A 25,345-nucleotide genomic window follows, 5' to 3' on the forward strand; every position below is an offset into this window, starting at 1 on the left:
TTATTCCACCTCATTTCTATGAATTTCTATAACATCTTCAATTCTGCAATCCAATGCCAAGCAAATCTTTTCTAGTGACTCTAAGTTCACATAAGAGTTTTTGCTCATTCTTGAAACTATGTTACTTGTTATGTTTGCAGCTCTCTTTAAGTCTTCTTTGTTCATTTCTCTTTCTACCAATAAGTGCCATAATGGTTTATAAGAAATTGCCATATTATTACCCCTTATCCGTTTTATTGTTAAGATATATTATATCATAAATAGGCTGATAAGTCACTTTAGCCTATTTTATACTTGTGCTTGCGTTAGTATTTATTGAGATAGTCCTTGTTTTTTTACTTGTCCCACTTGGAACTGCTCCAAATCAGACGGTCTCCAAGGGACGTCTAAATCATGTAAGGCTATTAATTTATTTTGTACATTAGTACCTGCTCCCATTTTTTGAGTAGATCCTAATAATACTCTTACTTCTCCTCTTCTTACCTTAGAGAACAATTCATCTTTTTGTTTGTCTGTATCTGCTTCGTGGATAAAGGCTATTTCATCTTTTGGTATTCCCATATTCACTAGCTTGTTTCTAATATCATCATAGATATTAAATTCACCATCTCCTTTTGGTGTAGACATATCTGAAAATACTAACTGGGTTGATGAGCTTTCTTTTGTCTTATCCCAGATTGAAAAGATATTTTTAACGCATACATTTACCTTTGAATTAGGATCATCTGGAAGTAGTGGGTTTATTAATCTTTGGTCTAGGGCAAGTTTTTTACCATCATTTGTAATCTTTAGCATATTATCTTCTGTTGGTTCTACTTGGTTATTTCTAACTGCGTCCGCTCTTTCTGAAATAGCTTCTAATATTTCTTTTTGTTCCTCAGTAGGTTTTGTTTTAATAACTTCAAAATTTGCTTCTGGCACTGGCAAATTTAACATATCTGAAGTCTTTATATCTGCTACTTCTTTAAACATGCTCATCAACTCTGGCAAGTTATAAAACTTTGAAAATCTTGTCTTTTGCCTATATCCTGTGCCTTCTGGAGATAATTCAAAGGTGTTTTCTGTTTCTCCAAAAGTAGAAGCCCAAGCGTCAAAATGTTCTAATCCTCTTGCCTTTAAATCGTCATATTGAAGGTATCTTTGCATGGTGTAAAGCTCTGTCATTGAATTTGATATTGGTGTACCAGTAGCAAATACAACTCCCTTGCCATTTGTCATTTCATCCATATACCTACATTTCATATACATATCTGAAGACTTAAAGGCTTCACTCTGACCGATACCCGCAACATTTCTCATCTTGGTATGCAAGAATAAGTTTTTGTAATTATGAGCTTCGTCTATAAATAACTTATCTACTCCTAGTTCTTCAAAGGTTATTACATCATCCTTTTTAAAATCATCATTTAGTTTTTCAAGTCTTACCAGGAGTTTCTTCTTTGTCTTTTCCAGTTGTTTTACTGTGAAATTTTCTCCTCTATTTCTTTTATTCTCATCAATAAAGGAAACTATATCATCTATTTGGTCTTGTATATGCCTTACCTGGTATTCCTTAGACATTGGTATTTTTTCAAATTGAGAGTGTCCTATGATGACTGCGTCATATTCTCCCGTTGCAATCCTACCAATAAATCTTTTCCTATTTTTGGGTTGAAAGTCTTTTTTATCGGCCACCATAATGTTTGCTGACGGATATAACTGCATAAACTCTCTACCAATTTGAGTAGTTAGATGGTTAGGAACTACAAATAATGACTTACTTGCAAGTCCTAACTTTTTAGATTCCATAGCAGAAGCTACCATTTCAAAAGTTTTTCCTGCTCCTACTACATGGGCAAGTAGTGTATTTCCACCATAAAGAGTCCTTGCTATGGCGTTTTTCTGATGTTCTCGTAGTCTGATTTCAGTATTCATTCCATCAAAAGTTAAGTTAGAACCATCAAATTCTCTATTTCTAATTGAATTGAATTTTTCATTATAAATCTTTTCTAGCCTATATCTTCTATCAGGATCTTCAAATATCCAATTCTTAAATTCTTCTTTAATCAGTTCTTGCTTTTGACTTGCAAGCATAGTTTCTTTTTTGTTTAATACAGAAGTCTTAGAACCATCATCATTTATTACTTGGTCAAATACCTTTGTATCTTTTAGATTAAGGGCATTTTCAATTAGCTTATAGGCATTTACTCTACTTGTACCATAAGTCATGTTAGCAAGGTCATTAGTTGAGTCAACACTTTTACCTTCAATATTCCATTCACTTGTATGTGGTGAGAACCTAATATTTATATTCCACCTATCATAACCTGGTGTTTTTAAAAGATTAAAAGTAAAGTCTTCTATATCTTTTTGAGGTATCCATGTTGCTCCTAACCTTACATTTATGTCAGAAGCAGTGAGTTCTTCAGGCATAACTTCTTGTAATTTTTCTCTTTGATATTTGAGTTTGCCTAACTCGTTTAATAATGTGTCTTTCTTTTCAGAAGGTGCTAAATCTATTACATTTTCAATTTCGCCGATATATGAATTGAGGTAGCCAATTTTTTCTCTGATATTACCACTTAAATATTCATCAGCCGATACATATGAAAAATGAAATGGATCGTCATTGTCAAAGTTCTCAAAGGGCATTCTGTTATTTATTAGGTCTGTATCCTTAATATCTAAAAATATCTCGCCCTCAAGCTCACCAATCAAGGTGTCCCTATCTTTATTTGTGATAGATTCCATATATTCAAAGTCTACATATCCTTTTTGTGAAACTGATAAAACCAAAGCTTCAAGGGAAGTATCTACGTGGTCTACTACTTTTGCCTTTGTTATTGTTCTTTTTGAGAATATATCACTCTTAGCTTTGAAATTATCCTCATCATCAAGTATTTCTATTGATGATACCAAAGGAAAGTTTGAGTCTTCCTTTAAGGCTCTAGTGTTTGATAAGGAGTTAATAAAGCCATGTTTCTTTGAAAAATTATCATATACTTCATTTAACTTTGCTTGTGACTCTTTTATTTCTTCATCAGAAAAATCGTCCTTTTGTTTTTCTATTACATCTTTTAAAGCATTCATTACATCAAGATAATCTTTTATCTTTTCTTTATTTTTATCTGATATATTCTGCTTGATTAAGACTGAGTTTTCTCTTAGGTAGACCTCTTCATCAATAATAGTGTAAGAAAAATTCTTAACATCGTCTGTTGCTGGAAGACTTAATTCTTCATCTTCCAATAGTTCGACCTCTTCATATTTTGAATTTGAAGATATTTCCTTACTTGCAAGATCCATTAAATCTTTTAGATTTTCGTCTTCTTTTTCATCACAAGTAATAGTATTTCCAAATCTACCAGATACTTCTTTCATATCCCCTAATACCATTTGAGGATTATCTACAAAGTATTTATTATAGGTCAAACCCTTTTTATCAGTTGATAGGTGTATCCAATAATCTTTTCTATTTTCAGTGTTTTTGTCATCAAAAAAAGAAGCTTCATCAGCTTCCTTTTCTTGGCTTATTTCATTTTCTAAGCTTCCACGTATTCCTTGATTGCCATTCTCTTCACTGTTGCCATTAAGTTGTTCATCTATCCTTGGTATTCCTCTGGATTCTCTCTCATCATCTTCTCTGTCAATCCTTGCGCTTTCATCATCTTGACTTTCTCTGTCTTGATATAGTCCACTGCCTGAGTCTGAATTTCCTTCAGGTTGTTCAAAAGTGTTTTCTCCTCGTACATTTTCTGAAGTTTCTTCCAGTTCTCCATGTCCTCGCTCCCTACCAGGTAAGACAGTCTTAGAACTGCGTATGTTGGATTCGGAAATTTCTCCATAAATTCCAGATCTTTCTCCATCATGTCCAAGGTTTTCTCTTCGATCTTCATCGCTATTTCTTCTGTCCGTTCCATCTGTGAAAACTCGTCCATCTCTACTTCTTGACCTATCATCTCGTCTATATAAATCATTTTGACCTCCTCTATCTTCATTTATATTTTCTATATCTCTATCATAGTCGGCAGCGGCCCTTTCTGTCAGCAGCTTAAGCTCATCTATTTCCTTAGATTTTTCTATTGTGCTATCTATAATATCTTCACTAACCCTTGATATTACAAGACCTATCTGTTCTAAAGAAATTGTATTTATCCTAGAAAAATTGTTTTTTAAATTTTCTATATCTATATGATAGACTGTATTAAACCTATTAGCTACTGCATAAGATATTGATTCTCTCATAAACTTTTCAAAACTCAGTCTATCCTCTATATCTATTCTCAAATCAGCAAGAGCCAAATTAATATATTAATCTCCATAAATTCGGCTTAAAGAAAATATATTTTCATTAAGTGAATCACTAGCTTCAAATGAAAAATCTCTTATTATTTCTTTTAAAGCCCCGTTATGGTTTTCGTGGTCAAACTGCCATAAGCTAACCTCATTAATATTCCTATCCATTGATGTGGTCTGACTAATATCAAAAATATATGAAACTTTTTTGTTTATATCACTTCCAACTAAAATTGGAATACCCTTCTCTCCTCTCATAACAATTCTGCCAAAATATTTTTTCCACATATCAAAAGTCGCACAAGCTCTAGCTTCAGGTTCTTTGTTGTATATACTTAATTGGCTTGAAAAATCATATTTCTGATTATTGCCTATAACTTTTAAGAGATTTAAATATTCTTTTTCATCTTGCAAAACTTCATACTTTATAGATTCTTGTATATTCTTAAAATCATTTACTTGCATTTCCTACCTCCTTTTTAGATCAACAAAAAAAGACGATAGATTTTAATTTTCTACCGTCCTTAAATACCCAAGTAATTTTCTATTTATGGTTTTCTTTTAAGAAAACATCAATAGTTTTTCTTGATTCACTTTCTGCTTTATCATTGTTTTCAGCTGTTCCACCTGTTGCAATTCTAATTTTTCCTAAATTTAAAACACCATTGCCAGCAAATATATGCCCTGCCCCTTTATATGAATAAATCTTTGCCTTAGAGTTTTGTTCTTTTATTTTATTTGCCATAGCAAGGCTATCCCACATCAAATCATCCTCGCCTACAATCATCAATATATTTGCCTTAATATTTTTGACTGGTATTAATTTTTCTTGGCTTGATGAGTCTTCTTTTATTGCACTGTTATAAGTTTCTTTATAGCTAATCGGACTTTCAATAATAGACGGAGCAATAATATTTTTTAAAAATGAGTTAAATGATGATTTTTTAATATCTATATATGGAAGTTCCTTGCCTTTATATGACCATGATGAACCATAGTCATTAAAATCTAAGCCAGCAAAATTATAAGATGAAGGTGCCATTAAAATCAGATTATCTATTTCAGGATATTTGCTAGCCAAATTAAGGACATATTCTGCACCTTTTGACGCTCCCAAAACACTTATCGGTTTATTGTCTTTGATATTTTCATTTATATAATTGATAACGTCTTCAAATTGTTCTAAGGGAATTTTTGTCAGAGTTTGTTCTTGGTTTTTCATACCAAACATAAACAGTGCAAAGGTTTCATATCCCTCTTCAGCCAATCTTTTGGCAGTTTCAAAATTTGGACTTCCCTCAGAACCTCCAAAACAAATTACAAGACCCTTATGTGATTTTTCCTTAGGTACAAATCTAAAGCCTTGCATCCTACCCTCATCTACATAAATTACATCAACTCCATCAATATCTGTAGGATATAAACTTATATTAGTAACATCCTTATAATATTCAGGAAATTTAAAAGTATTGATATCTTTATACTTATGGTCATTATATATTCTAAGAATAAAAACTAAAACTACTAAAATAATAACTATTGAAAAGATTCTAAAAAATATTTTCTTCATTTTATTCCCTTCCTATAAAATAGCATACAGATTCTACTAGTATATAAAAAATCTGTTTGTAGTTATTATATCATTTTTAGAATATTATTTACACTAATCTACATTAACACTTTAATAATCGCCATTAAAATATCAACCACAATAGAATTGCCGGCCTGCTTATATAGTTTACTTGAGGTGCAATTTTTTCTTCTTGGATGTACTCCCTCTAGTTTGTCTATATCACTATCATCAAAACCCATGAGTCTTAAACATTCTCTTTCTGTTAAATACCTATATTTAGCATTTCCAATATCTATTATTCCAAAATTTGGTACTCTCATTTGTTTTGTAGAAATAGTGTAAGAAAAATCTTTAATCACTTTCTGGATTTAATGGTCGAACAGTTGTCATAATATGTGCATGGATATTATGATTTTTCATCACTTTCATCATGAATACATTAGTCAGCAATCATTCCTTTTTGTATAAAATTTTCTTTGATATATTCTTCCATCATTTTTATATTTTCATCAACGCTTAACTCTTTTAGGTGAGCAATAATAAAATTTCTTGCAAGTTGTGCGTTGATTGCTTTTTCATTTAGTTCAACACTATTCCATAATGTGTTTCTATCTTTAAATTCTTCTTTTGCATTTTCTGGTAGATATATTTTTTCATGGAGTAGTCCTTTTTTATTATGGTAATCATGTGTAATACCATCCCATTTATTTTTTAGTTTTTTACAAGAGATATATGCTGCACTTGCTACGGCACTTTTTCCTTTTCCCCTACTAATCATGGAGATATAAAAGTGAAAACTTTCTGCTATTTTCTCACTTCCTTTCACTAATCAATTTCCCTTAGATTTTCTAAGGGCGCAATTATACACCTTTTAGGTGTCTTGCCTCCTGCAGAGCTTTTACCCTTGCGTGGAGCAATAAAGATACTGATTTAAAATCAGTCCTTTGTAATTATCAATGGTATATAAACTCACTTCGTTCGCTCTTGAAAATATAAATTTGAAATAAATGAAAAGTTTAAGCCGAGATTCTAAAATTTTATTTCCTATTTTAGAATCCTGACTTTCCAAGTATCATTCACTTTATATTTTTATTATGGAGAATTAGATTTATTCGTGATTTCTCTCCCCTCACCATAAAAAATAAATTTTTATTTTTATAAAATTATATTTAAAATCTTGTCACTAAAAAAGTCGTTTCCAACTATCAAGATATTGGAAACGACTTTTCGAAATTAAAATTATAAGATGACCTATTTATCAATAAACTATGCAACTTTAGATTTTGTCACTTCATCAAGTTTATTGATTGAAATATTAGTAGAACTTCCACTACAATTAGCTGATTTACATACTACATGTATAACTTTGCTTTCTCCTTGATGAACAACAGGTTTGGTAAAAACTTGTTTATTCTCATTAACTCTCATTCTAAAAATCCTCCTCTCTTTGCTTATATTTGTAATGTCTAACTTCTGCCATTTGACATGCAAAAGCATAAGATTTGAGATAATTACCAGATTCACTGTGTGCAACGCCTGAACATCGAATACAAAAAGATTTATTTGTACAATCTTTACAATTGTAAATGATAAACTAAAAGTGGTCCAAAAATCGATTAATTCTAATCGAAAAATGGTCCACTTGTTTTAGTTTATCCTCCATATGTAAAATAAAAATACGGAGGTATGTGAGGTGATTAATTTAATGGATAAGCATGCAATAATAAGACTTAGAAATCATAAACAAAGTTTAAGTGCTGTTCAAATTCATAAGATGATCTTAGATAAAGGTTATGATATATCATATCCATCTATTGCAGCATATGTTAGAAAGAAAAGAAATAAGACAAAAGAATGTTTCATAAAACAACAATATGACTTTGCTGATAGATTAGAATATGATTTTGGAGAAGTTAAACTTTTAATTGATGGTAAATTAGAAAAATTAAATTTGGCTGTTATGAGCTCACCTGCACAAATTTTAGATGGGCTTATCTGTACAAAAGTCAAAATAAAGATGTGTTTTTTGATTCTCAAGTGAGGTTTTTTGAATGATTGGTGGTATGTATAAGGAAATAGTCTATGATAATATGAAAAATGTTGTTAGTAAATTCATTGGTAAAAATGAGAAGAAACTTAATTATAGACTTCTTGAATTTGCAAACTACTATGGCTTTTCGATTAATGTAACTAATTGTTTTTCTGGTAATGAGAAGGGACATGTAGAAGGTAGTGTAAAGATAATTAGAAAATATGCCTTGATAAGTATTTTACCAAAAATCCAAAAAAATTCATAGAATTAATTGAAAAATATAAAGATAAAGATTTAGATCAGATAATTAAGGTTTTGAAAAAGTATTCTTTAGATGCTGATGAATTGATAGTGGAAGATGTAATTTCTAGTAACAGTGATGGGGAAAGGTAAATGAATTAATAACTTATATTTTTACTATAAGTGGACCATTTTTCACTTGACATTTACACCACCATTACACTCATTTTAGCTCGTGACACGGACGTTTTGCCCTACCTGCTTAATCGAATATGAATAATGAAAAGGTAGTTGACAGTTTTTATGTCGGATGTTTTAACCCTAAAAGACCCTCGTCATACTACTTCTTCATTATACAAAAATAGTGCAAGATAGGAATTACTTCCTTTCTTACACTATTTATGGTACTAAAAAGACGATAGAATTATTGCTTTCTATCGTCTGAGATTTACATATTAAATTTTCATCACAAAATAAGACTCTTTAAAGAATTCTTAGTTTTATTGGTATGCTATTTACAATATCCATTATTAAAATGGATACTCTAAGCAGCACACCAATTATTTATTTTTTGAGTTTTAAACTTTGGTAGAAGTCTTGAATTCCTTGTATTTACATAACTATTTGCCTCTATCACTATTATGACACGAAACCCTTCTCCAAGATCTGCAATTCCCTTAGTTGCAAAAGCGATAATCATAAGTGGTATAACAAAGTTTAAAAAAGCACCAAAAATGGATGAGAATGTTACCGCTATTCTTACAAACCATTCTGGTAGATATAAACCTGCCATAGTACCTAGGGCAATCGCTATCAAAAGCTTAGGTATTAACCCTAATTTTTTCTTTTTAGTTTTGTTCATTTCTCTAAATACTCCTTTTTATCTATATTTATCTAATCAAATAAATATAGATTCGTTCATGACTATTTTTTCACTATAACATAGTAATAAAAAAGTGCAAGAAAACTTACACTTTTTTTAACAATCTACTTTTCGATTTTTATTCTACTTTTCATATTTTGCTTGAAGATTAAGAATTAAATTCCTATCATCAAAATAATTTATACCCATAGCTTCTTTTACTTGAGCAAGTTTCTTTTGACCATATTCGCTCGCTTCTTTAGAACTCTTTTCAAGGATTTCAAAAAGTTTATTTATATCTCTAGCATAATATGCTCTTCTTTCTCTTATAGGTTCAAGTTCATCTTCAAGTACTTTATTTAAGAATTTCTTTATTTTAACATCTCCAAGTCCACCACGTCTATAGTGATTTTTTAATTCATCTAAATTCTTATAATCTGGAAGATATTTTTTAAAATGAGTTTCATCACAAAAAGCATCAAGATAGGTAAAAACCGTATTACCTTCAACCTTCCCTGGATCAGATATCTTTAAGTGATCAGGGTCTGTAAACATACTCATTACCTTTTTTTTAACTGTTTCTTTTGAGTCAGATAGATATATGCAGTTATTAAGTGACTTGCTCATCTTAGCATTTCCATCAGTTCCTGGAAGTCTTCTACATACCTTATTTTCAGGAATTACAGCTTTTGGTTCTCTAAAAATTTCCTTGTAGGTATGATTAAAGGAGCGAACCAATTCTCTAGCTTGCTCGAGCATTGGTTCTTGATCTTCTCCTACTGGAACTATATTTGAATCAAAAAGAATAATATCTGATGTTTGACTTACAGGATAGATTAAAAATCCTGCAGGAAGGCTAGTTTCAAAATTTCTAAGCTTTATTTCACTTTTTACTGTTGGATTTCTCTCAAGTCTTGATACTGTAACCAGATTAAGTAAATAAAAAGTTAATTCTGTTAGCTCTTTAACATACGATTGGACAAAGATTGTTACCTTTTCTGGATCAAGCCCTACTGACAAGTAATCAAGCATCACCTCTGTTATATTTTCTCTTATTTTTTGAGGGTTATCAAAATTATCAGTAAGAGCTTGTGCGTCTGCTATCATTACATACATCTTATCAAAGTTTCCTTCATTTTGAATCTTAACCCTATTTTTAAGTGAACCAACGTAATGACCTAGGTGAAGTTTTCCAGTCGGCCTATCAGCTGTAAGTATTATATCTTTCATTTTTTCTCCTTATATAAAAAGCTGTCTTAAGAAAAATCTCAAAACAGCTTAATTCTAGAAAAAGCTATTTGCTTTCTCCACTTGCTAGATATGAATCTATAAAACCATCTATATCTCCATCCATAACAGCCTCCACATTACCTACTTCATAATTGGTTCTGTGATCTTTCACAAGTGTGTATGGATGAAATACATAAGATCTAATCTGACTACCCCAAGCAATTTGAGTGTAGTTTCCTTGAATGTCTTCTATTTTTTCCCTATGTTCTTCTTCCTTAATTTGAATAAGTTTAGCATAAAGAAGTTTCATAGCTGTTTCTTTATTTTGTGTTTGGCTTCTTTCAGCTTGAGATGAGGCAATAACCCCTGTTGGAATATGAGTAATTCTAACTGCAGAGTCAGTTTTATTTACATGTTGACCACCTGCTCCACTTGCCCTATAGGTATCTATCCTAATATCTTTCGGGTCTATTTCAACTGTCATATCATCATTTAATTCAGGAAATATATCTACTGATGCAAAAGATGTATGCCTTCTTTTTGATGAATCAAAAGGAGATATTCTTACAAGTCTATGGACTCCCTTCTCTCCCTTAAGATAACCATATGCATAAGGAGCTTTTACATGTATGGTAGCAGATTTTATTCCACCAGCCTCTTCATTATTTAGGTCCTGAAGCTCAAATTTAAAATTTCTTCTTTCAAAATACCTAGTATACATTCTCATAAGCATTTGAGCCCAATCTGTTGCCTCAAGCCCTCCTGCTCCTGCATGTATTACCATATAAGCATTATTTTTGTCATATTCTCCATCAAGTTCAACTTGTATTTTGAATTTTTTAAGTTCTTTTTGTATTTGTTTTAGTGAATCTTCAATTTCATTTAGCACATTAGTTTCATTAGTTTCTTCTATTATTTCTAATAGATCACTATAATCTTTTAAGTCATCTACAAATCTTTTATAATTATTAAACTTATCCTTTTTTTCAGATAAACTAGTCATAATTTCTTGAGCTTTTTGACTATTATCCCAAAAGTCTTTTGACATAGATTTTTTTTCTAAAATCTTTATCTCTTCACTTAAGCTATCTGGGTCAAAGACGAACCCCGATCATTTCTAAGTTTTTATTCTCAATTTCAATCATCTCTTTTAATTCGTAAATTTCTGCCATAATTACCTATCTTTTTATCTTGGATTTATTTCGTTCTCTTCTAAGTCTTCTTCTTTCAGCCCTATTTGTAGCTTCTTCTTCCTCTTGAGGATTTTGAGTTTTTTCTTCTTCTGGTTTTAGTACTTGCTTTCTTTCGATGTTTTGTCTAATTTCAACACCCATCATAAGTCTTACAGTTTCTTCTTGAATAGACTTTGTCATTTCTTCATACATATCAAATCCAGTATTAGTGTAAGCTCTAACTGGATCATCATTACCCATTGCTCTTACACCTATTTCTTTTCTCATTTGATCCATTGAGTCTATATGTTCCATCCATTTTGTATCTATAACCCTAAGAAGTACAACTCTTTCTACCTCTCTCATGTTATCTTCACCAAACTGTTTTTCTTTTTCCATATATTTATCAAGGCTTATTTGATATATATAATCTATCAACTTTTCTTGAGTGTATTCATTTATATTTGGAAATCTTAGGTTTTCTACAGGTATACCCATTGTGTTAAGATGATTTAATAAGGCCACCATTTCCCAATTTTCAGGTTTTATTTGTGGATTTGTAAAAGAGTATACTGCTGATGTAATTGAATCCTTAAGCATACCTAAGATTGAATCCCTCATATTTTCCCCATATAAAACTTGTTTTCTTTCATTGTAGATTATAGTTCTTTGTTTATTCATAACATCATCATATTGAAGAACCCTTTTTCTTGTTGCAAAGTTATTTGCCTCTACTCTTTTTTGGGCCTTTTCAATAGATTTTGTTACCATTTTTGAAACTATAGGTTCATCTTCTGGATAATTGTGGTTTTCTACAAATTTAGATACTTGCTCCCCTACATTAAGTCTAATAAGGTCATCTTTTAGAGAAATAAAGAATCTTGATCTACCTGGATCACCTTGCCTACCTGAACGACCTCTTAACTGATTGTCTATACGTCTTGATTCGTGTCTTTCAGAACCTATGATATATAGTCCACCAAGTTCTCTTACCTTTTCAGCTTCCTTGTCAATTCCAGATTTAACTTGTGACTTATAATGTCTGTATTTTTTCCTAATTTCAAGGATTTCTTGGTTGTCTGTATCTTGGAAGGAATCTACTTGTTCCAATAATTCATCTGATATCCCTTCTTTTTTAAGTTTTTGCTTTGCCATGTGATCTGCATTACCACCTAGCATAATATCTGTACCACGGCCTGCCATATTGGTTGCTATTGTAACAGATCCAAGCCTTCCTGCTTGGGCAACTATATCAGCTTCCCTTTCGTGATTTTTAGCATTTAAGACAACATGTTTTATCTTTTCTTTCTTTAGTTCATTTGAAAGCTTTTCTGAACTTTCAATTGAAATTGTACCTACAAGGATTGGTTGACCTGTAGCATGTACTTTTTTTATTTCTTCAACTATAGCATTGAATTTTCCTCGTTCATTAATATAAACATGATCAACATCATCTACTCTTTGAATAGGTCTATTTGTTGGTATTTCAACTACATCCAACTTATATATTTCTGAGAATTCTTCTTCTTCAGTTTTTGCTGTACCTGTCATACCTGATAGCTTATCATACATTCTAAAGTAATTTTGGAAGGTAATTGTAGCTAAAGTTTTTGATTCTGATTGTACTTCTACACCTTCTTTGGCCTCTATTGCTTGATGAAGACCATCTGAATATCTTCTTCCTTGCATAATACGACCTGTAAACTCATCTACTATCATAACCTCACCATTATTTACTACATAGTCTATATCTCTTGTCATTGTAGTATTTGCCTTAAGTGCGTTATTAATATAGTGGGAAAGTTCAAGATGTTCTGGGTCTGATAAATTATCTATCCCAAAGAACTTTTCAGCCTTTGCTGTACCTTTTTCTGTAAGGTTTGATGATTTTCTTTTCTCATCAACTAAAAAGTCTACATCTTCAACAACAAATTCCCTATCAAACGGATCTTGGTCTAAATCTTCATTTGGATCTAATATTCTTCCTTCAAGTCCCTTTATAAACTCATCTGCTCTTTGATAAGTATCAGTAGACTCATCTCCCTCACCTGATATTATAAGTGGGGTTCTTGCCTCATCTATAAGAATTGAATCAACCTCATCAACTATGGCATAGTGGAGTCCCCTTTGCACCATATTATCCTTATATATAACCATGTTATCTCTTAAGTAGTCAAAACCGAACTGATTATTTGTACCATAAGTTATGTCACAAGCATAATTTTCTTGTCTTTCTGAGTTTGTAAGTCCATAAATTATACAACCTACACTTAGGCCTAAAAATGAATAAACTTTTCCCATCCATTCTTGGTCCCTTTTTGCTAAGTAATCATTTACTGTAACTATATGAACTCCTTTTCCTTCAAGGGCATTAAGATAAGCAGGTGCTGTTTCTACAAGGGTCTTACCTTCACCTGTCTTCATTTCTGCTATTTGTCCATTATGTAGAACAATTCCACCTAGAAGTTGAACTGGGTAGTGTTTCATTCCTAATACTCTATCGCTTGCCTCTCTTATTGTAGCAAAAGCTTCAACTAGAAGGTCATCTAGTGTTTCTCCATTTTTAAGTCTTTCTTTAAATTCTACCGTCTTGTGTTGTAACTGTTCATCTGTTAATTTTTGCATATCTTCATCTAGAGCAAGGATTTTATCAACAATCTTTTTATTGTTGTCTATCTCCTTTTGACTAAATGATTTAAATAAATTTAATAACGCCAAATTCTTCACCTCTAATTCACTGTATACCCTACCATTTTTCTTATATTATTCAATTTGCTAGGATTAAACTCTCACAAATATAATATTAAATGAAAATCCTTCAAATGTAAAATATTTTTATTAAATTTTACTGTAATTTTCTTTTAAAAAATCTATGGCTTTCAAATAGCCATCAAAGCCTAATCCCTTTATTGTTTTTTGGGCATAGTAAGAAACAAAAGATATCTTTCTAAATTCTTCTCTTTGATCTACATCTGTAAGATGAACTTCGACAGTTGGTATAGAAACAGCCTTAAGGGCATCAAGTATTGCTACTGATGTATGTGTGTAAGCTGCAGGATTTATAACTATACCATCATAGTTCTTGTAGGCTTCTTGGATTTTATTTACCAAATCCCCCTCATAATTTGACTGATAGATTTCAACCGTCATTTTTTCTTTTTCACAATAGTCTTTAATTGTCTTTATTAGATTTTTATAATTTTTTTTCCCATAAAGCTCTTTTTCCCTTATTCCTAACATATTTAAGTTAGGTCCATTAATAACTAATATTTTCATAAAATATCCTTATAATTTCATCACTACAATCATTAATATCAATATTTTCAACACTTACATCTTCAAATTTCTCATACAAGTCCTTTCTTTCCTTATATAAGTCTTCAATTCTTTTTTCAAGTGATAGTGGTCTACCTTCTATGGCAAGCTTATCTAAATCTCTTTTTATATTAACAATAAAAGAGTTCTGCTTAAGATAATAATAATTTATTTCTTTTTTTATTACTCCTCCACCACAGGCTATAACAAGACCAACCTTTTTGCCATATTCTTTTAAAATTTCACTTTCTTTTATTCTAAATTCATCTTCTCCATATCTCTTAAAAAAGTCCTCTATATTTCCATATTTTTTTTCGAATTCACAATCTATATCTATGAATTCTCTATCAAGTTTTTTTGAAAGTATATTAGCAATGCTTGTTTTGCCAGAGCCTGGCATTCCAATAAGAGCTATATTCATTTGTTCTTTAAAAATCGAACTTCTTATTTGGCAAATTTTTTTATCATCAATTTTTTTACCTAAAAAGTATTCAGCAGCCCTAACTCCTTGGGCTATTAACATATCAAGACCTGTGGCAAATGTAATCCCCTTAATTTTACTATCTATAGATAAGTTTGTCATAAAAGGGTTATATATACAATCAACAAAAGCTTCAAGGTTTTTAAAATCATCAATGTTAATATCAGAAAGTTTTTTTTCATTATTAGGAAACATACCAACAGGAGTTGTATTTATAATAATTTGATAATCTATATAATTGCTTACATCCTTAAAGAAGGGCTTAAATCTTCTAGATAGTCTTACAATTTTTTTAGCACCTAAATCTTCTAAAACTACTTTTACGGTATTACTTGTAGCACCCTTTCCTAGAATTAAGACTTTTTTTCCGTTTATATCAATTTTGTGTTTTTTAAGATTATATAAAAAGCCTTCATAATCAGTATTGTAACCATAAAGTTTACCCTCTATATTTACTATAGTATTTACAGCCCCTATTTTTTCAGCCTTATCTGATATTACATCCAAATATTTTATAACATCGTTTTTATATGGAATAGTAACATTTATAGCTTTGAAATCTCTTTTTTGAAAAAAATCACTAAGTTCATCTTCATCTTTTTCAAAATATTCATAAGTGTAGTTTCCAATTTTTTCATGAATTATTTTTGAAAAAGAGTGACCAAGTTTTTTCCCTAAGAGTCCATACCTTTCACATTTTTTTTGCAAATTTTTCGACTGTTCCATAATAGTTTTGTAGATTTCTCTAAAATACGGCCCATATTTTTTATTTTCTTTTTCCAAATTTTTAAGAATTTCATTCTCTCTTTCTTTATCAAAAATAGGCTTATTATTTTCTTTTTTATATAAGCTAACCTCTTTTGAAAGATCAAATCTCTTTTCTAACAATTTTATAAGTTTCTCATCTACCTTATCTATGTCAAATCTTATATCTTTTATATTTCTCATTTATTCACCTATCTTAATTCTCCCCCTAATTTTTCAAAGTCATTAAAAAAGTTAGGATAAGACTTATTAACTGCTTTATAGTCTAGTATTGTAATATCTTCACTCGCAAGGTTTGATGCAATACTTGCTGCCATTACTATTCTATGGTCATTAAAAGAATCTACAACTCCTCCTTTAATTTTTCCTTCCACCTTAAGATCATCTCCCCTTATCTCAGCTTTTGCCCCTAGGTTGTTTAGCATTTGACATGTTGATATTAGCCTATCACTTTCTTTTATCCTAAGTCTTTTTCCATTTACTATATAAGAGGGCTTATCTAATGTTGTAAGAAGGATAGCTGTGATTGGAGCAAGATCTGGAATTTGTGATATATCAATTTTAAGAGTTTTTCCATTATTCTTATGTTCTTTTATTCTTTCTATTATACTTATTATTTCCTTATCTTTTTGTGATGTATTGAAATTTAAATTATTAATTTTTATATCAGAACCCAAAAGATTCGCTCCATAAAAAAAGGCTGAATTTGACCAGTCTCCTTCTACATAGTATTTTTTGGGTGATATAATTTTAGGATTTTCTATCTTATAGGAGAATCCTTCTTTTATAACATCTACATTGAAATCCTTCAAGACATCAATTGTAATATCTACATAACCAACGGATTCTGCAAGATTATCAAGTTCAATAAAAGTTCTAGCACTCTTGCTTCCAGCAAGTAGAAGAGCCGTAATATATTGACTAGATTCATCATGGGATAATTTAAAATTTCCTCCCAAAAAATCTCCTGAAATAGTAAAGGGAAGTCTATCATTATCTATAGAAAGTCCGTTTTCTCTTAAGTTTTCAATCAAAGCAAGATTCGGTCTTTGGCTTAATCTTTTTTCACCTATAATTTTAATTTCTTTTGCAAAGTGAGTACTTACTGCTGTAAAAAATCTCAAAGATGAACCTGACTCATACATATCAATTATAGCCTTATTTAGTTTCTTTTTACTTGGTATTAGTATTATCTTATCCTCATATCTTTCTATATAAGCACCTAAATCTTCTAAGGCTTTAATGGTAACATTAATGTCTTTAGAAAATTCATTAATAAAAATTTCTGTTGGACTATCTGAAAGTCCTGCCATTATTAAAGCTCTATGAGCGAAAGATTTAGAAGAGATTGCATCAATCTCTCCTTTTAACTTTCCCTTTTTAATTGTAATCTTGTCTGTTTTCATATATCTTTCTTAAATCCTTTAACCCTATTTCAATAAGCTCACATGAACCTATTTCCTTTACTGCAATAATAGTTATTCTATCTTTTCTAGACTTCTTATCTACCATGCATAGCTTTAATATTTCTTCCGTATTGAAATCTATATTATCATATAAGCCATATTTTTCTAATAATTTTAAGAAATCATTATAAAAGTCTTCATTAAAATATTTAACCATAATTAACATACCCAAGGCTACAGCATGACCATGACCTATCTTAAAATTGGATTTTTTTTCTATGGCATGACCAAAAGTATGACCATAATTTAAAATTTGTCTTATACCTAAATCTTTTTCATCTTCTCTAACAACTTCTCTTTTTATATCAAGGCAAGATTTTATTACTAACGGAAGATTTTCATAATTCTTATCTATCTTCTCTTGCATGAGTTTTTTAAGTAGAGATTTATCTCTTATCATTGCATACTTAATTGCCTCAGCTAATCCATCATTAAAAGTGTAGTCAGACAAAGTTTTAAGGAAATCAGTATCTATAAAGACCTTCTTAGGTTGGTAAAAGGTCCCACATAAATTTTTACCTTCCTTTAAATTTACAGCTGTTTTTCCACCAACAGATGAATCTATAGCTGATAAAAATGTTGTAGGAATTGCTATAAAGTCTAGTCCTCTAAGATATAGGTTTGAAAAAAGTCCTGTTATGTCTCCGACAACTCCACCACCAAAGGCTAATACTAGATCAGATCTTCTATATTCATTTTTAGCTGCAAATTCTAACATTTCAATAAGATTTTCTGTATTTTTAGAACTCTCACCATTTTTAAGTATATAAGTCTTATAAAAAAAGCCATCTAATTCTTTAAGTATTTTTTCTTTATGTATATTAAATACCAAGTCGTCACTAACTAAAAGAATCTTTGAATTTTTATAATTTTCTTTTAAATATCTATTAAGACAATTTATTGAGCCTGCATTTATTTCTATATCATATGGCTTATCTAAATCTACTCTAAGTTTCATTACCACATCTTCTTTCTTATATTAGATCCCTTCAAAAGTATGTCTTCGAGAGATTTTCTATCATTATATATTAAACAATTTTTTATATTTTTTAAGTTATCAATAAGGATATCTATATCTTCAAGCAAAAATTTTCTATTTTCTAAAAAAAGCTCAGACCAAAGTTTTCCATTAATCTTTGCTACTCTTGTCATATCCTTTAAACTTCCTGCAGCAAATCCATCATAATTTAAACTCTTATCATTTAATATGTAAGCATTTGAAATCACATGGCAAAGCTGAGAGGTAAAAGATATCATTTTATCATGTACTTCACAAGATGCTTTTACAAATTTACTAAATCCTATAGATTTAAATAGAAAAACTTCTTCCTCATTTAATTCATCCACATAAATCATAGAAGCATCCTTATATAAGTCATCTATAGATGATTTAAAACCATAAATTTCTCTACCTGCCATGGGATGGATTGATTTATAAATAAATGAACCTTCACTTTCAAAAGATTTAATCAAAGGATAGACTTCATTTTTTACTCCTGCTATATCCATTACAGTATTTTTAAAATATTTATGATTTTCTTTAACAAAATTCATAATAATATTTGGATTTAAGCAAATTATTGTTAAATCCATTTTGGATAAATCTTCTAAATTTAAAATTTCCCTTATTCCAAAATTTTTCCCATCTTCCAGACTTTTTTTGTCTATATCATAGGCAAAAATATTATTATTAGTATATTTTATAAAAGCCTTGGCAAACGAACCACCCATTAAACCAAGACCTACTATTGCTATATTTTTCATTTTACACCTTTTTTTATAAATATTTTTTTATATTATACCAAAATTCACCTATAAAAAAAAGGCTAGCTTAGCTAGCCTCATAATCCTTATTCAGGGATAATTAGTCCATAATCTCCATCTCTTCTTTTATAAACTAGTCTTTGTTTCATTTCTATATCATCTAGATATAAGAAAAAATCATGGTTTAAAAGCTCCATTTGTAGAACAGCTTCCTCATCACTCATAGGTCTTAGAATAAGCTCCTTAGTTCTTACAATTTTCGGACTATCATCTTCTTCTAATTCTGCATCATCATCAAACAAGTCAAACTTAATAGATTCTCCATTTTTACGATTTCTTTCAAGTTTTGTCTTATGTTTTCTAATTTGTCTAACTAAGGCATCAATTACCCTATCGATTCCTGTAGAAAAATCTCCATTTTCTTCTTCAGCACGAAGTATTGTGCCTCCATTTAGAAAAATTGTAGCCTCAACTTTCTTAAGATTACCCTCAGTTGAGAATTTTAGGTCCATTTCCTCTTCACCATTGAAGTACTTATCCAACCTATTAAATTTCTCTTGAGCCTCTCGTTTTAAGCTATCATAAACATTAATATTTTTTCCCTTAATATTTAATTTCATATGGCTACCTCCATCATTTTGTTATTAAATATATACCCTTTTTATATTTTTATAAACCTTAGAGTTTTTTCTTACTAGAAAATAATGTATAATATATATAAATAGGAGGACATATGGAAAAGACTAAAATTAAAGATATTCTAGATTATAAATTTTACTCGAATCTAGAGATATCCTACGATAATAAATATTTGGCCTTTAAATCTAGCAAGGCAAATTTAAAAGAAAATAAATATGATTCTTTCCTTAACCTTTATGATATAGAAAAAAAGGCTTCATATAAGGTAAGTGATAATAATAATATAAACTTATTTTTCTTTGATAGAGAAAATATATTAATTTTTAAAGAAAAATCAGATGATAAATATGATTATTTTTATAAAAAAGATATGACTTTAAATGTTTCACAACCTTGTTTTAAAATAAATAAAAATGTTTCCTTTATAAAAGTTCTAAAAGATGGAAGATTTCTAATTAAAGCAAGTGATAAGTTAAGTAAAGAAGAAAGAGAGGAAGAAAAAGAAAATTCTTTTTATAAAGAAATTACAAAAGTTCCTTTCTATTATAATGGTCTAGGCTATGATAATGATAAAATAGAATCTCTATACTTTTATGATAAGGATAAAGATGAACTAAAAGAAATAAGAAAATTTGATAATAGTAAGCTTCAAAGCTTTGCTATAAATGATAATTTAGATAAGATCGCTGTAACTGTACTAAAAAGCTATAATGGGGTAGGAAATCTCAAAGAAGACTTAATCCTTATAGATTTTAAAAAAAATATAGAAAAAATTATCATAAGAGATAAATTTTCATATTATGATATTTTCTTTGATAATGATAGAATAGTTTTTGTTGGATCTGATCATAAAAAGGGTGGAATAAATGAAGACTGTTTTATATATGAAACCAATTTTCAAGGAAATTATATAAAAATAAGTCCTGATGATTTTGATAAATCTTTTGGTAATTCCATAGGTACTGATGCAAGATTTGGCTCAGGTCGTAGCTTTTACTTTAAAAATTCTACTCTTTATTTTCTAGTCACAGAAAAAGAAGAATCTAAGCTTTACTCATTTGATAAGGAAAAAAATCTAAAATTATTAAAAGATGGCTGTGTGGAAGAATTTGTTGTTGGAGATAATAAAATTTATTATTTTGCAATGGATGATAAAAGACTAAGTCACTTAAAAGATTTAAATAATGATGAAATCCTTATTGATAATAAGGTAAAGTCTGCTATAGGAAAGATTGAAGAATTTTACTTTGAATCAAATGGTGATAAGATAAGAGGATTTGTCCTTCTTCCTACTGATTTTGATAAGAATAAGATTTATCCTACCCTTCTTTCAATACATGGAGGACCAAAAACTGAGTTTTCAAATATTTTTCACCACGAACACCAAGTTTTTTCGAATGATGGCTATATAGTAATCTATACTAACCCACATGGTTCAAGTGGAAATGGGGTAGCATATTCTGATATAAGAGGAAAATACGGCAGTATCGATTATGAGGATTTAATGAAATTTACTAATGAAGCTATAAAAAGATATCCCCAAATAGACATAAATAACTTGGGCGTATATGGTGGATCCTATGGTGGTTTTATGACAAATTGGATAGTATCGCATACAGACCGCTTTAAAGCAGCAAATTCACAAAGATCTATTTCAAATTGGACTTCCTTCTATGGAGTATCTGATATAGGCTATTATTTTGCACCTGACCAAACTGGAGCAAATCCTTGGGATAATCTTAATAAGATGTGGGAACAATCACCAATAAAACACGCTAAAAATGTAAAAACACCAACCATGTTTATCCATTCAGATGAAGATTATAGATGTCCTTTAGAACAAGGTCTTCAAATGTATACAAGAATTAAAGAAAATGGCGTAGATAGTAAAATGTATATTTTTCATGGAGAAAACCATGAGCTTTCAAGATCTGGTAAACCTAAGGCAAGAATAAAAAGACTTGAAGCTATCAAAGAATGGTTTGATACTTATTTAAAATGAGAGATATATTTAAAGATTTTTCTAAGGACAAGGTCAAACACTTTGTCCTTACCTTAATTGAAAGAGTAAGAGAACATGATTTAATGACCCTTGCCTCATCACTTTCTTACTACTTTTTATCAGCATCTATACCAATGCTTTTAGTTTTATTAAATATTCTTACAAAATACATGAAGGGTAATGAAGATGTAATCCTTGAATTTATTGCTCTTATGCCAGAATCTATCAGAGCAATTATAACTATGATAGTTGATTCAATTCTTAACTCATCATCAATTACAACTATTTCAACTATCACCCTACTTTTCGCCTTATGGTCAGCTTCAAAAGGTGTTTCTAAAATCCTTATAGCTATAAATGTTGCTTATGGGCTTGAGGATGATCACTCTATGATAAAAAATAAGATATTTGGATTTTTTTATACTTTTATCCTTATCTTTATAGTATTTTTCTTATTTTTATTAAAAATATATGCCGATAGTCTCCTAAGACTTGTTGAAAATATACTAAGACTTATTAATTCAGATTTTTCATTAAGCGAATTTTCAGTATTAATAAATTTATTTTCTGCAATTATACCACCTCTTACCTTAATTCTTTCTCTTACATTTTTATACAAATCAGCACCGTTCAATGATTCCATAAAAATCGGCTTTAAAGATGCCCTTATAGGTAGCGTTTCAGCAACTATCATGGTATCTGTAGCAAGTTTTGCTTATTCTTTCTTTTTACAGAATATGAGCAATATGTCAGTAATCTATGGAACGCTTGCAGGAATAATTGCTCTTTTAGCTTGGATGCTTTTGTTTTCACTAACTCTTATTTTGGGGGCTGAAATAATAGCAACTTATATGAAAGTTAGTAATAGTAAAAAGAGGTTAAAACAGTGAAAAGATATTCAACAATAAATGAAAAATATAAAAGGGAAATAGTCCTACTAAAAGCTAAACCCTGCAAGTGGGGCCAATGCAGATTTTGTGACTATATAAATGATAATGAAATAGATGATAAAATAATAGATGAAATAAATGAAAAAGCCTTATCTAAAGTTACTGGACTTTATTCGGCTGTTGAAGTAATAAACTCTGCTTCATTTTTTGAACTTACGGAAAATACATTAGTAATGATAAAAGATCTTGTAAAAAAGAAAAATATTCACACCTTATTTTTTGAAGTTCATTGGATTTATAGAAGTAGGGTTAATGAGATAAGAGAATATTTTAAAGAACAAAAAATAATTTTAAAAACTGGTGTTGAAAGCTTTGATAATGAATTTAGAGAAAAATACCTAAATAAAGGAGCAAATTTTAAGACCTATAAGGATATTTTAAAATATTTTGATTCTCCATGCATTATGGTAGGTATTGAAGGTCAGACAAAAGATATGATAGATAGGGATATGGATATTATCTTAAATAAATTTCCTCATGCTACTGTAAATATCTTTAATAATAATTCAACTGATGTAAAAAGAGATGACGATTTGGTAGAATGGTTTGTTTATAAATACCATAAAATTTTAAAGAACAATCCAAAAATAGATTATCTATATAATATTACGGATTTTGGAGTAGGTTGATGAAAAGAGAAATGAGAAGATATTTTAAAGCTTTAAGAGATAGGATAAGTGAATACGAAAGAGAAACTTGGAATGAAGAGATAAGAAAAAAACTTTTTAATCTTGATAAATTTAGAAATGCATCAGAAATTTTCACCTATCTTTCTAAAAATGATGAAGTCGATACAAGAAAAATCATAGAAAAATCTTGGAAAATGGGAAAAAAAGTTTATATACCAAAAATCACAGAAGATAGAAAAATGATTCCTGTCTTACTAGAATCGTTTAATGATTTAACTTATGGATTATATGATATAGAAACTTCAAAAAACAGGAAAACAAGTAATAAAATCGAAATCTCACTTGTACCTGGTCTTTCCTTTGATAAAAATAGGCATAGGATTGGATATGGTGGTGGATTTTATGATAAATTCATAAAGGATAATGAGTCTTTTTATATAGGGTTATTTTATGATATAAGCGAGTCATTTAACCTTAATCTTGATCCACTTGACGAAAAACTTGATATGATTATAAGTGATAAAAAAATAATTTAAGAAAATGCTATTGCAAAGATTAATTAATCCTTGCAATAGCATTTTTATTAATCATTAATTATTTTTTAGGTACAATTTTTTCCTTACCACCCATATACATTTGAAGTGGCTCTGGTATTCTTACAGATCCATCTTCTTGTAAAAGATTTTCTAAAAATGCTATAAGCATCCTTGGAGGTGCTACTACTGTATTATTTAAGGTATGGGCAAAGTAATTTCCATTTTCCCCTCTTAGCCTTATTTTAAGCCTCCTAGCTTGGGCATCACCAAGATTTGAACATGAACCTACTTCAAAGTATTTACCTTGTCTTGGACTCCATGCTTCAACATCACATGATTTTACCTTTAAGTCTGCCAAATCTCCTGAGCAACATTCCAATGTTCTTACTGGAATATCAAGACTTCTGAAAAATTCCACTGTATTTTTCCATAATTCATCATAGTATTTCTTAGATTCTTCTGGTTTACAGATAATTACCATTTCTTGCTTTTCAAATTGATGAATTCTATAAACACCCCTTTCTTCTATCCCATGAGCTCCTACTTCTTTTCTAAAACATGGTGAATATGAAGTAAGTTTTAGTGGCATATCTTCTTCATCTGTAATTGTATTTATGAATTTACCAATCATAGAGTGCTCACTTGTACCTATTAGATACAAATCCTCCCCTTCTATTTTATACATCATATCTTCCATTTCTGCAAAACTCATTACGCCTGTCACAACATCAGATCTTATCATATAAGGTGGAATATGGTATTCATATCCCTTATCAATCATAAAGTCTCTTGCATATGAAAGAATCGCTGAGTGAAGTCTAGCTATATCTCCTTTAAGATAATAAAATCCTGCTCCTGATGTATCTCTTGCTGAATCTAGGTCAATACCATTAAATGTATCCATGATGTCAACATGATAAGGAATTTCAAAATCTGGTGTATAATTTTCTCCAAATCTTTCTATTTCTACATTTTCCGAATCATCTTTTCCTATTGGAACTGAATCATCAATGATTTGGGGAATAACTTGCATTTTTTCTTTTAACTCGTCTTGAAATTTTCTGGTATCTTCTTCAATTTGAACAAGTCTATCGTTTATTTCTCCAACTTCTTCCTTAACTTTCTCAGCTTCGTCTTTTTTCCCTTGACCCATAAGAACACCTATTTCTTTTGATGTCTTATTTCTTTTAGCCCTAAGGTTGTCACCTTCGGTTTTTACATCTCTAAGTTTCTCATCAAGTGCTATAACTTCATCAACTAATGGTAATTTCTCATCTTGAAATTTCTTTTTAATATTTTCTTTAACAACTTCAGGATTTTCTCTTACAAATTTAATATCTAACATATTTCCTCCAAATTCTCTTAATAAATAATTTTCAAAGTTAATTTTTATAATAAAAAAATCTCCTCCCAA

20 protein-coding genes, 4 pseudogenes and 1 other annotated feature (1 of these 25 running past the window's edge) are annotated in these 25,345 nt (G+C 29.9%); of the genes and pseudogenes, 6 read left to right on the forward strand and 18 right to left on the reverse strand.

Annotated features, from left to right (window positions below):
- The 7 genes and pseudogenes from HV819_RS04795 to HV819_RS04820 all read right to left on the reverse strand — a co-directional run bounded on the left by HV819_RS04795 (position 1) and on the right by HV819_RS04820 (position 7,276).
- Positions 1–213 (reverse strand): helix-turn-helix domain-containing protein, encoded by a 213-nt coding sequence (locus HV819_RS04795; RefSeq protein ID WP_008902116.1) that lies wholly within the window; start codon positions 211–213, stop codon positions 1–3.
- A 111-nt stretch (positions 214–324) separates the two neighbouring features.
- A pseudogene (locus HV819_RS11870) lies at positions 325–3,441 on the reverse strand (DEAD/DEAH box helicase family protein); the annotation flags it as partial.
- An 849-nt stretch (positions 3,442–4,290) separates the two neighbouring features.
- Positions 4,291–4,740, reverse strand: coding sequence for a hypothetical protein (locus HV819_RS11880; RefSeq protein WP_407926328.1), 450 nt, complete (start codon positions 4,738–4,740; stop codon positions 4,291–4,293).
- Between the two features lie 79 nt (positions 4,741–4,819).
- Positions 4,820–5,845: an alpha/beta fold hydrolase gene (locus HV819_RS04805; protein WP_176269655.1), complete on the reverse strand. Its 1,026-nt coding sequence runs from the start codon at positions 5,843–5,845 to the stop codon at positions 4,820–4,822.
- Positions 5,846–5,943: 98 nt separating this feature from the next.
- Positions 5,944–6,210 (reverse strand): annotated as a pseudogene (locus HV819_RS04810) (DNA cytosine methyltransferase); the annotation flags it as partial.
- Positions 6,203–6,656, reverse strand: a pseudogene (locus HV819_RS04815) (MobA/MobL family protein); the annotation flags it as partial. The pseudogenes HV819_RS04810 and HV819_RS04815, both read right to left, overlap by 8 nt.
- Before the next feature lie 458 nt (positions 6,657–7,114).
- Positions 7,115–7,276, reverse strand: coding sequence for a hypothetical protein (locus HV819_RS04820; protein ID WP_154541563.1), 162 nt, complete (start codon positions 7,274–7,276; stop codon positions 7,115–7,117).
- Positions 7,277–7,553: 277 nt separating this feature from the next.
- Between HV819_RS04820 and HV819_RS04825 the strand changes: the two genes are divergently transcribed.
- Both HV819_RS04825 and HV819_RS04830 read left to right on the forward strand, forming a co-directional pair.
- Entirely contained in the window at positions 7,554–7,889 is a 336-nt protein-coding gene (locus tag HV819_RS04825; protein ID WP_154541565.1) for a hypothetical protein, read from the forward strand.
- A 10-nt stretch (positions 7,890–7,899) separates the two neighbouring features.
- Positions 7,900–8,145, forward strand: a complete 246-nt coding sequence (locus HV819_RS04830) for a hypothetical protein (RefSeq protein WP_154541567.1) — start codon at positions 7,900–7,902, stop codon at positions 8,143–8,145.
- Between the two features lie 627 nt (positions 8,146–8,772).
- Here the strand turns inward: HV819_RS04830 and HV819_RS04840 are convergent.
- The 10 genes and pseudogenes from HV819_RS04840 to hpf form a co-directional block, all read right to left on the reverse strand.
- A pseudogene (locus tag HV819_RS04840) lies at positions 8,773–8,982 on the reverse strand (cation:dicarboxylate symporter family transporter); the annotation flags it as partial.
- Positions 8,983–9,126: 144 nt separating this feature from the next.
- A complete protein-coding gene (gene trpS, locus HV819_RS04845) occupies positions 9,127–10,212 on the reverse strand; it encodes a tryptophan--tRNA ligase (protein ID WP_176269656.1) in 1,086 nt (361 codons plus the stop codon).
- 64 nt (positions 10,213–10,276) lie between these two features.
- Positions 10,277–11,384 (reverse strand): peptide chain release factor 2 gene (gene prfB, locus HV819_RS04850; RefSeq protein ID WP_154541571.1). Its coding sequence is split into 2 segments (ribosomal slippage): positions 10,277–11,308 and positions 11,310–11,384, totalling 1,107 coding nucleotides; the frame shifts between segments, so codons are not numbered across the junction.
- A 6-nt stretch (positions 11,385–11,390) separates the two neighbouring features.
- Positions 11,391–14,102, reverse strand: coding sequence for a preprotein translocase subunit SecA (gene secA, locus HV819_RS04855; protein WP_154541573.1), 2,712 nt, complete (start codon positions 14,100–14,102; stop codon positions 11,391–11,393).
- A gap of 120 nt (positions 14,103–14,222) precedes the next feature.
- Positions 14,223–14,660, reverse strand: coding sequence for a type II 3-dehydroquinate dehydratase (gene aroQ / locus HV819_RS04860; RefSeq protein ID WP_154541575.1), 438 nt, complete (start codon positions 14,658–14,660; stop codon positions 14,223–14,225).
- Positions 14,641–16,128 carry a shikimate kinase gene (locus HV819_RS04865; protein WP_154541577.1) on the reverse strand — a complete coding sequence of 496 codons (1,488 nt, stop codon included), beginning with the start codon at positions 16,126–16,128 and terminating at the stop codon, positions 14,641–14,643. Before HV819_RS04865 ends, aroQ begins: the two co-directional genes overlap by 20 nt.
- A gap of 8 nt (positions 16,129–16,136) precedes the next feature.
- On the reverse strand, positions 16,137–17,351 hold the full coding sequence (gene aroA, locus HV819_RS04870) for a 3-phosphoshikimate 1-carboxyvinyltransferase (protein WP_154541579.1): 1,215 nt from the start codon (positions 17,349–17,351) through the stop codon (positions 16,137–16,139).
- Positions 17,326–18,369 carry a 3-dehydroquinate synthase gene (gene aroB / locus HV819_RS04875; RefSeq protein ID WP_154541581.1) on the reverse strand — a complete coding sequence of 348 codons (1,044 nt, stop codon included), beginning with the start codon at positions 18,367–18,369 and terminating at the stop codon, positions 17,326–17,328. Before aroB ends, aroA begins: the two co-directional genes overlap by 26 nt.
- Positions 18,369–19,175 (reverse strand): prephenate dehydrogenase, encoded by an 807-nt coding sequence (locus HV819_RS04880; protein ID WP_176269657.1) that lies wholly within the window; start codon positions 19,173–19,175, stop codon positions 18,369–18,371. Before HV819_RS04880 ends, aroB begins: the two co-directional genes overlap by 1 nt.
- An 86-nt stretch (positions 19,176–19,261) precedes the next feature.
- Entirely contained in the window at positions 19,262–19,795 is a 534-nt protein-coding gene (gene hpf / locus HV819_RS04885) for a ribosome hibernation-promoting factor, HPF/YfiA family (RefSeq protein ID WP_154541585.1), read from the reverse strand.
- A gap of 113 nt (positions 19,796–19,908) precedes the next feature.
- Here hpf and HV819_RS04890 point away from each other — a divergent pair, with 113 nt between their 5' ends.
- From HV819_RS04890 to HV819_RS04905, 4 genes are read left to right on the forward strand one after another with little or no spacing between them, the layout of a single operon-like run.
- Positions 19,909–21,816 carry an alpha/beta hydrolase family protein gene (locus HV819_RS04890; protein WP_176269658.1) on the forward strand — a complete coding sequence of 636 codons (1,908 nt, stop codon included), beginning with the start codon at positions 19,909–19,911 and terminating at the stop codon, positions 21,814–21,816.
- Positions 21,813–22,706 (forward strand): YihY/virulence factor BrkB family protein, encoded by an 894-nt coding sequence (locus tag HV819_RS04895; protein ID WP_154541589.1) that lies wholly within the window; start codon positions 21,813–21,815, stop codon positions 22,704–22,706. Before HV819_RS04890 ends, HV819_RS04895 begins: the two co-directional genes overlap by 4 nt.
- Entirely contained in the window at positions 22,703–23,395 is a 693-nt protein-coding gene (locus HV819_RS04900) for a radical SAM protein (protein WP_176269659.1), read from the forward strand. Before HV819_RS04895 ends, HV819_RS04900 begins: the two co-directional genes overlap by 4 nt.
- Positions 23,395–23,931: a 5-formyltetrahydrofolate cyclo-ligase gene (locus HV819_RS04905; RefSeq protein ID WP_154541591.1), complete on the forward strand. Its 537-nt coding sequence runs from the start codon at positions 23,395–23,397 to the stop codon at positions 23,929–23,931. Before HV819_RS04900 ends, HV819_RS04905 begins: the two co-directional genes overlap by 1 nt.
- A gap of 58 nt (positions 23,932–23,989) precedes the next feature.
- Here the strand turns inward: HV819_RS04905 and serS are convergent, their stop codons facing one another.
- Positions 23,990–25,276: a serine--tRNA ligase gene (gene serS, locus HV819_RS04910; protein ID WP_176269660.1), complete on the reverse strand. Its 1,287-nt coding sequence runs from the start codon at positions 25,274–25,276 to the stop codon at positions 23,990–23,992.
- Between the two features lie 67 nt (positions 25,277–25,343).
- Positions 25,344–25,345: a binding site (T-box leader), on the reverse strand (it continues 162 nt past the right edge of the window).

The sequence above is a fragment of the Anaerococcus faecalis genome (assembly GCF_013371425.1).
Classification (GTDB): Bacteria; Bacillota; Clostridia; order Tissierellales; family Peptoniphilaceae; genus Anaerococcus; species Anaerococcus porci.

What these genes read in the sequence shown, in the direction of transcription:
- HV819_RS04795 (WP_008902116.1), bottom strand. Translation starts at nt 213, where the DNA reads ATGGCAATTTCTTATAAACCATTATGGCACTTATTGGTAGAAAGAGAA.
- HV819_RS11880 (WP_407926328.1), bottom strand. Translation starts at nt 4,740, where the DNA reads ATGCAAGTAAATGATTTTAAGAATATACAAGAATCTATAAAGTATGAA.
- HV819_RS04805 (WP_176269655.1), bottom strand. Translation starts at nt 5,845, where the DNA reads ATGAAGAAAATATTTTTTAGAATCTTTTCAATAGTTATTATTTTAGTA.
- HV819_RS04820 (WP_154541563.1), bottom strand. Translation starts at nt 7,276, where the DNA reads ATGAGAGTTAATGAGAATAAACAAGTTTTTACCAAACCTGTTGTTCAT.
- HV819_RS04825 (WP_154541565.1), top strand. Translation starts at nt 7,554, where the DNA reads ATGGATAAGCATGCAATAATAAGACTTAGAAATCATAAACAAAGTTTA.
- HV819_RS04830 (WP_154541567.1), top strand. Translation starts at nt 7,900, where the DNA reads ATGATTGGTGGTATGTATAAGGAAATAGTCTATGATAATATGAAAAAT.
- trpS (WP_176269656.1), bottom strand. Translation starts at nt 10,212, where the DNA reads ATGAAAGATATAATACTTACAGCTGATAGGCCGACTGGAAAACTTCAC.
- aroQ (WP_154541575.1), bottom strand. Translation starts at nt 14,660, where the DNA reads ATGAAAATATTAGTTATTAATGGACCTAACTTAAATATGTTAGGAATA.
- HV819_RS04865 (WP_154541577.1), bottom strand. Translation starts at nt 16,128, where the DNA reads ATGAGAAATATAAAAGATATAAGATTTGACATAGATAAGGTAGATGAG.
- aroA (WP_154541579.1), bottom strand. Translation starts at nt 17,351, where the DNA reads ATGAAAACAGACAAGATTACAATTAAAAAGGGAAAGTTAAAAGGAGAG.
- aroB (WP_154541581.1), bottom strand. Translation starts at nt 18,369, where the DNA reads ATGAAACTTAGAGTAGATTTAGATAAGCCATATGATATAGAAATAAAT.
- HV819_RS04880 (WP_176269657.1), bottom strand. Translation starts at nt 19,175, where the DNA reads ATGAAAAATATAGCAATAGTAGGTCTTGGTTTAATGGGTGGTTCGTTT.
- hpf (WP_154541585.1), bottom strand. Translation starts at nt 19,795, where the DNA reads ATGAAATTAAATATTAAGGGAAAAAATATTAATGTTTATGATAGCTTA.
- HV819_RS04890 (WP_176269658.1), top strand. Translation starts at nt 19,909, where the DNA reads ATGGAAAAGACTAAAATTAAAGATATTCTAGATTATAAATTTTACTCG.
- HV819_RS04895 (WP_154541589.1), top strand. Translation starts at nt 21,813, where the DNA reads ATGAGAGATATATTTAAAGATTTTTCTAAGGACAAGGTCAAACACTTT.
- HV819_RS04905 (WP_154541591.1), top strand. Translation starts at nt 23,395, where the DNA reads ATGAAAAGAGAAATGAGAAGATATTTTAAAGCTTTAAGAGATAGGATA.
- serS (WP_176269660.1), bottom strand. Translation starts at nt 25,276, where the DNA reads ATGTTAGATATTAAATTTGTAAGAGAAAATCCTGAAGTTGTTAAAGAA.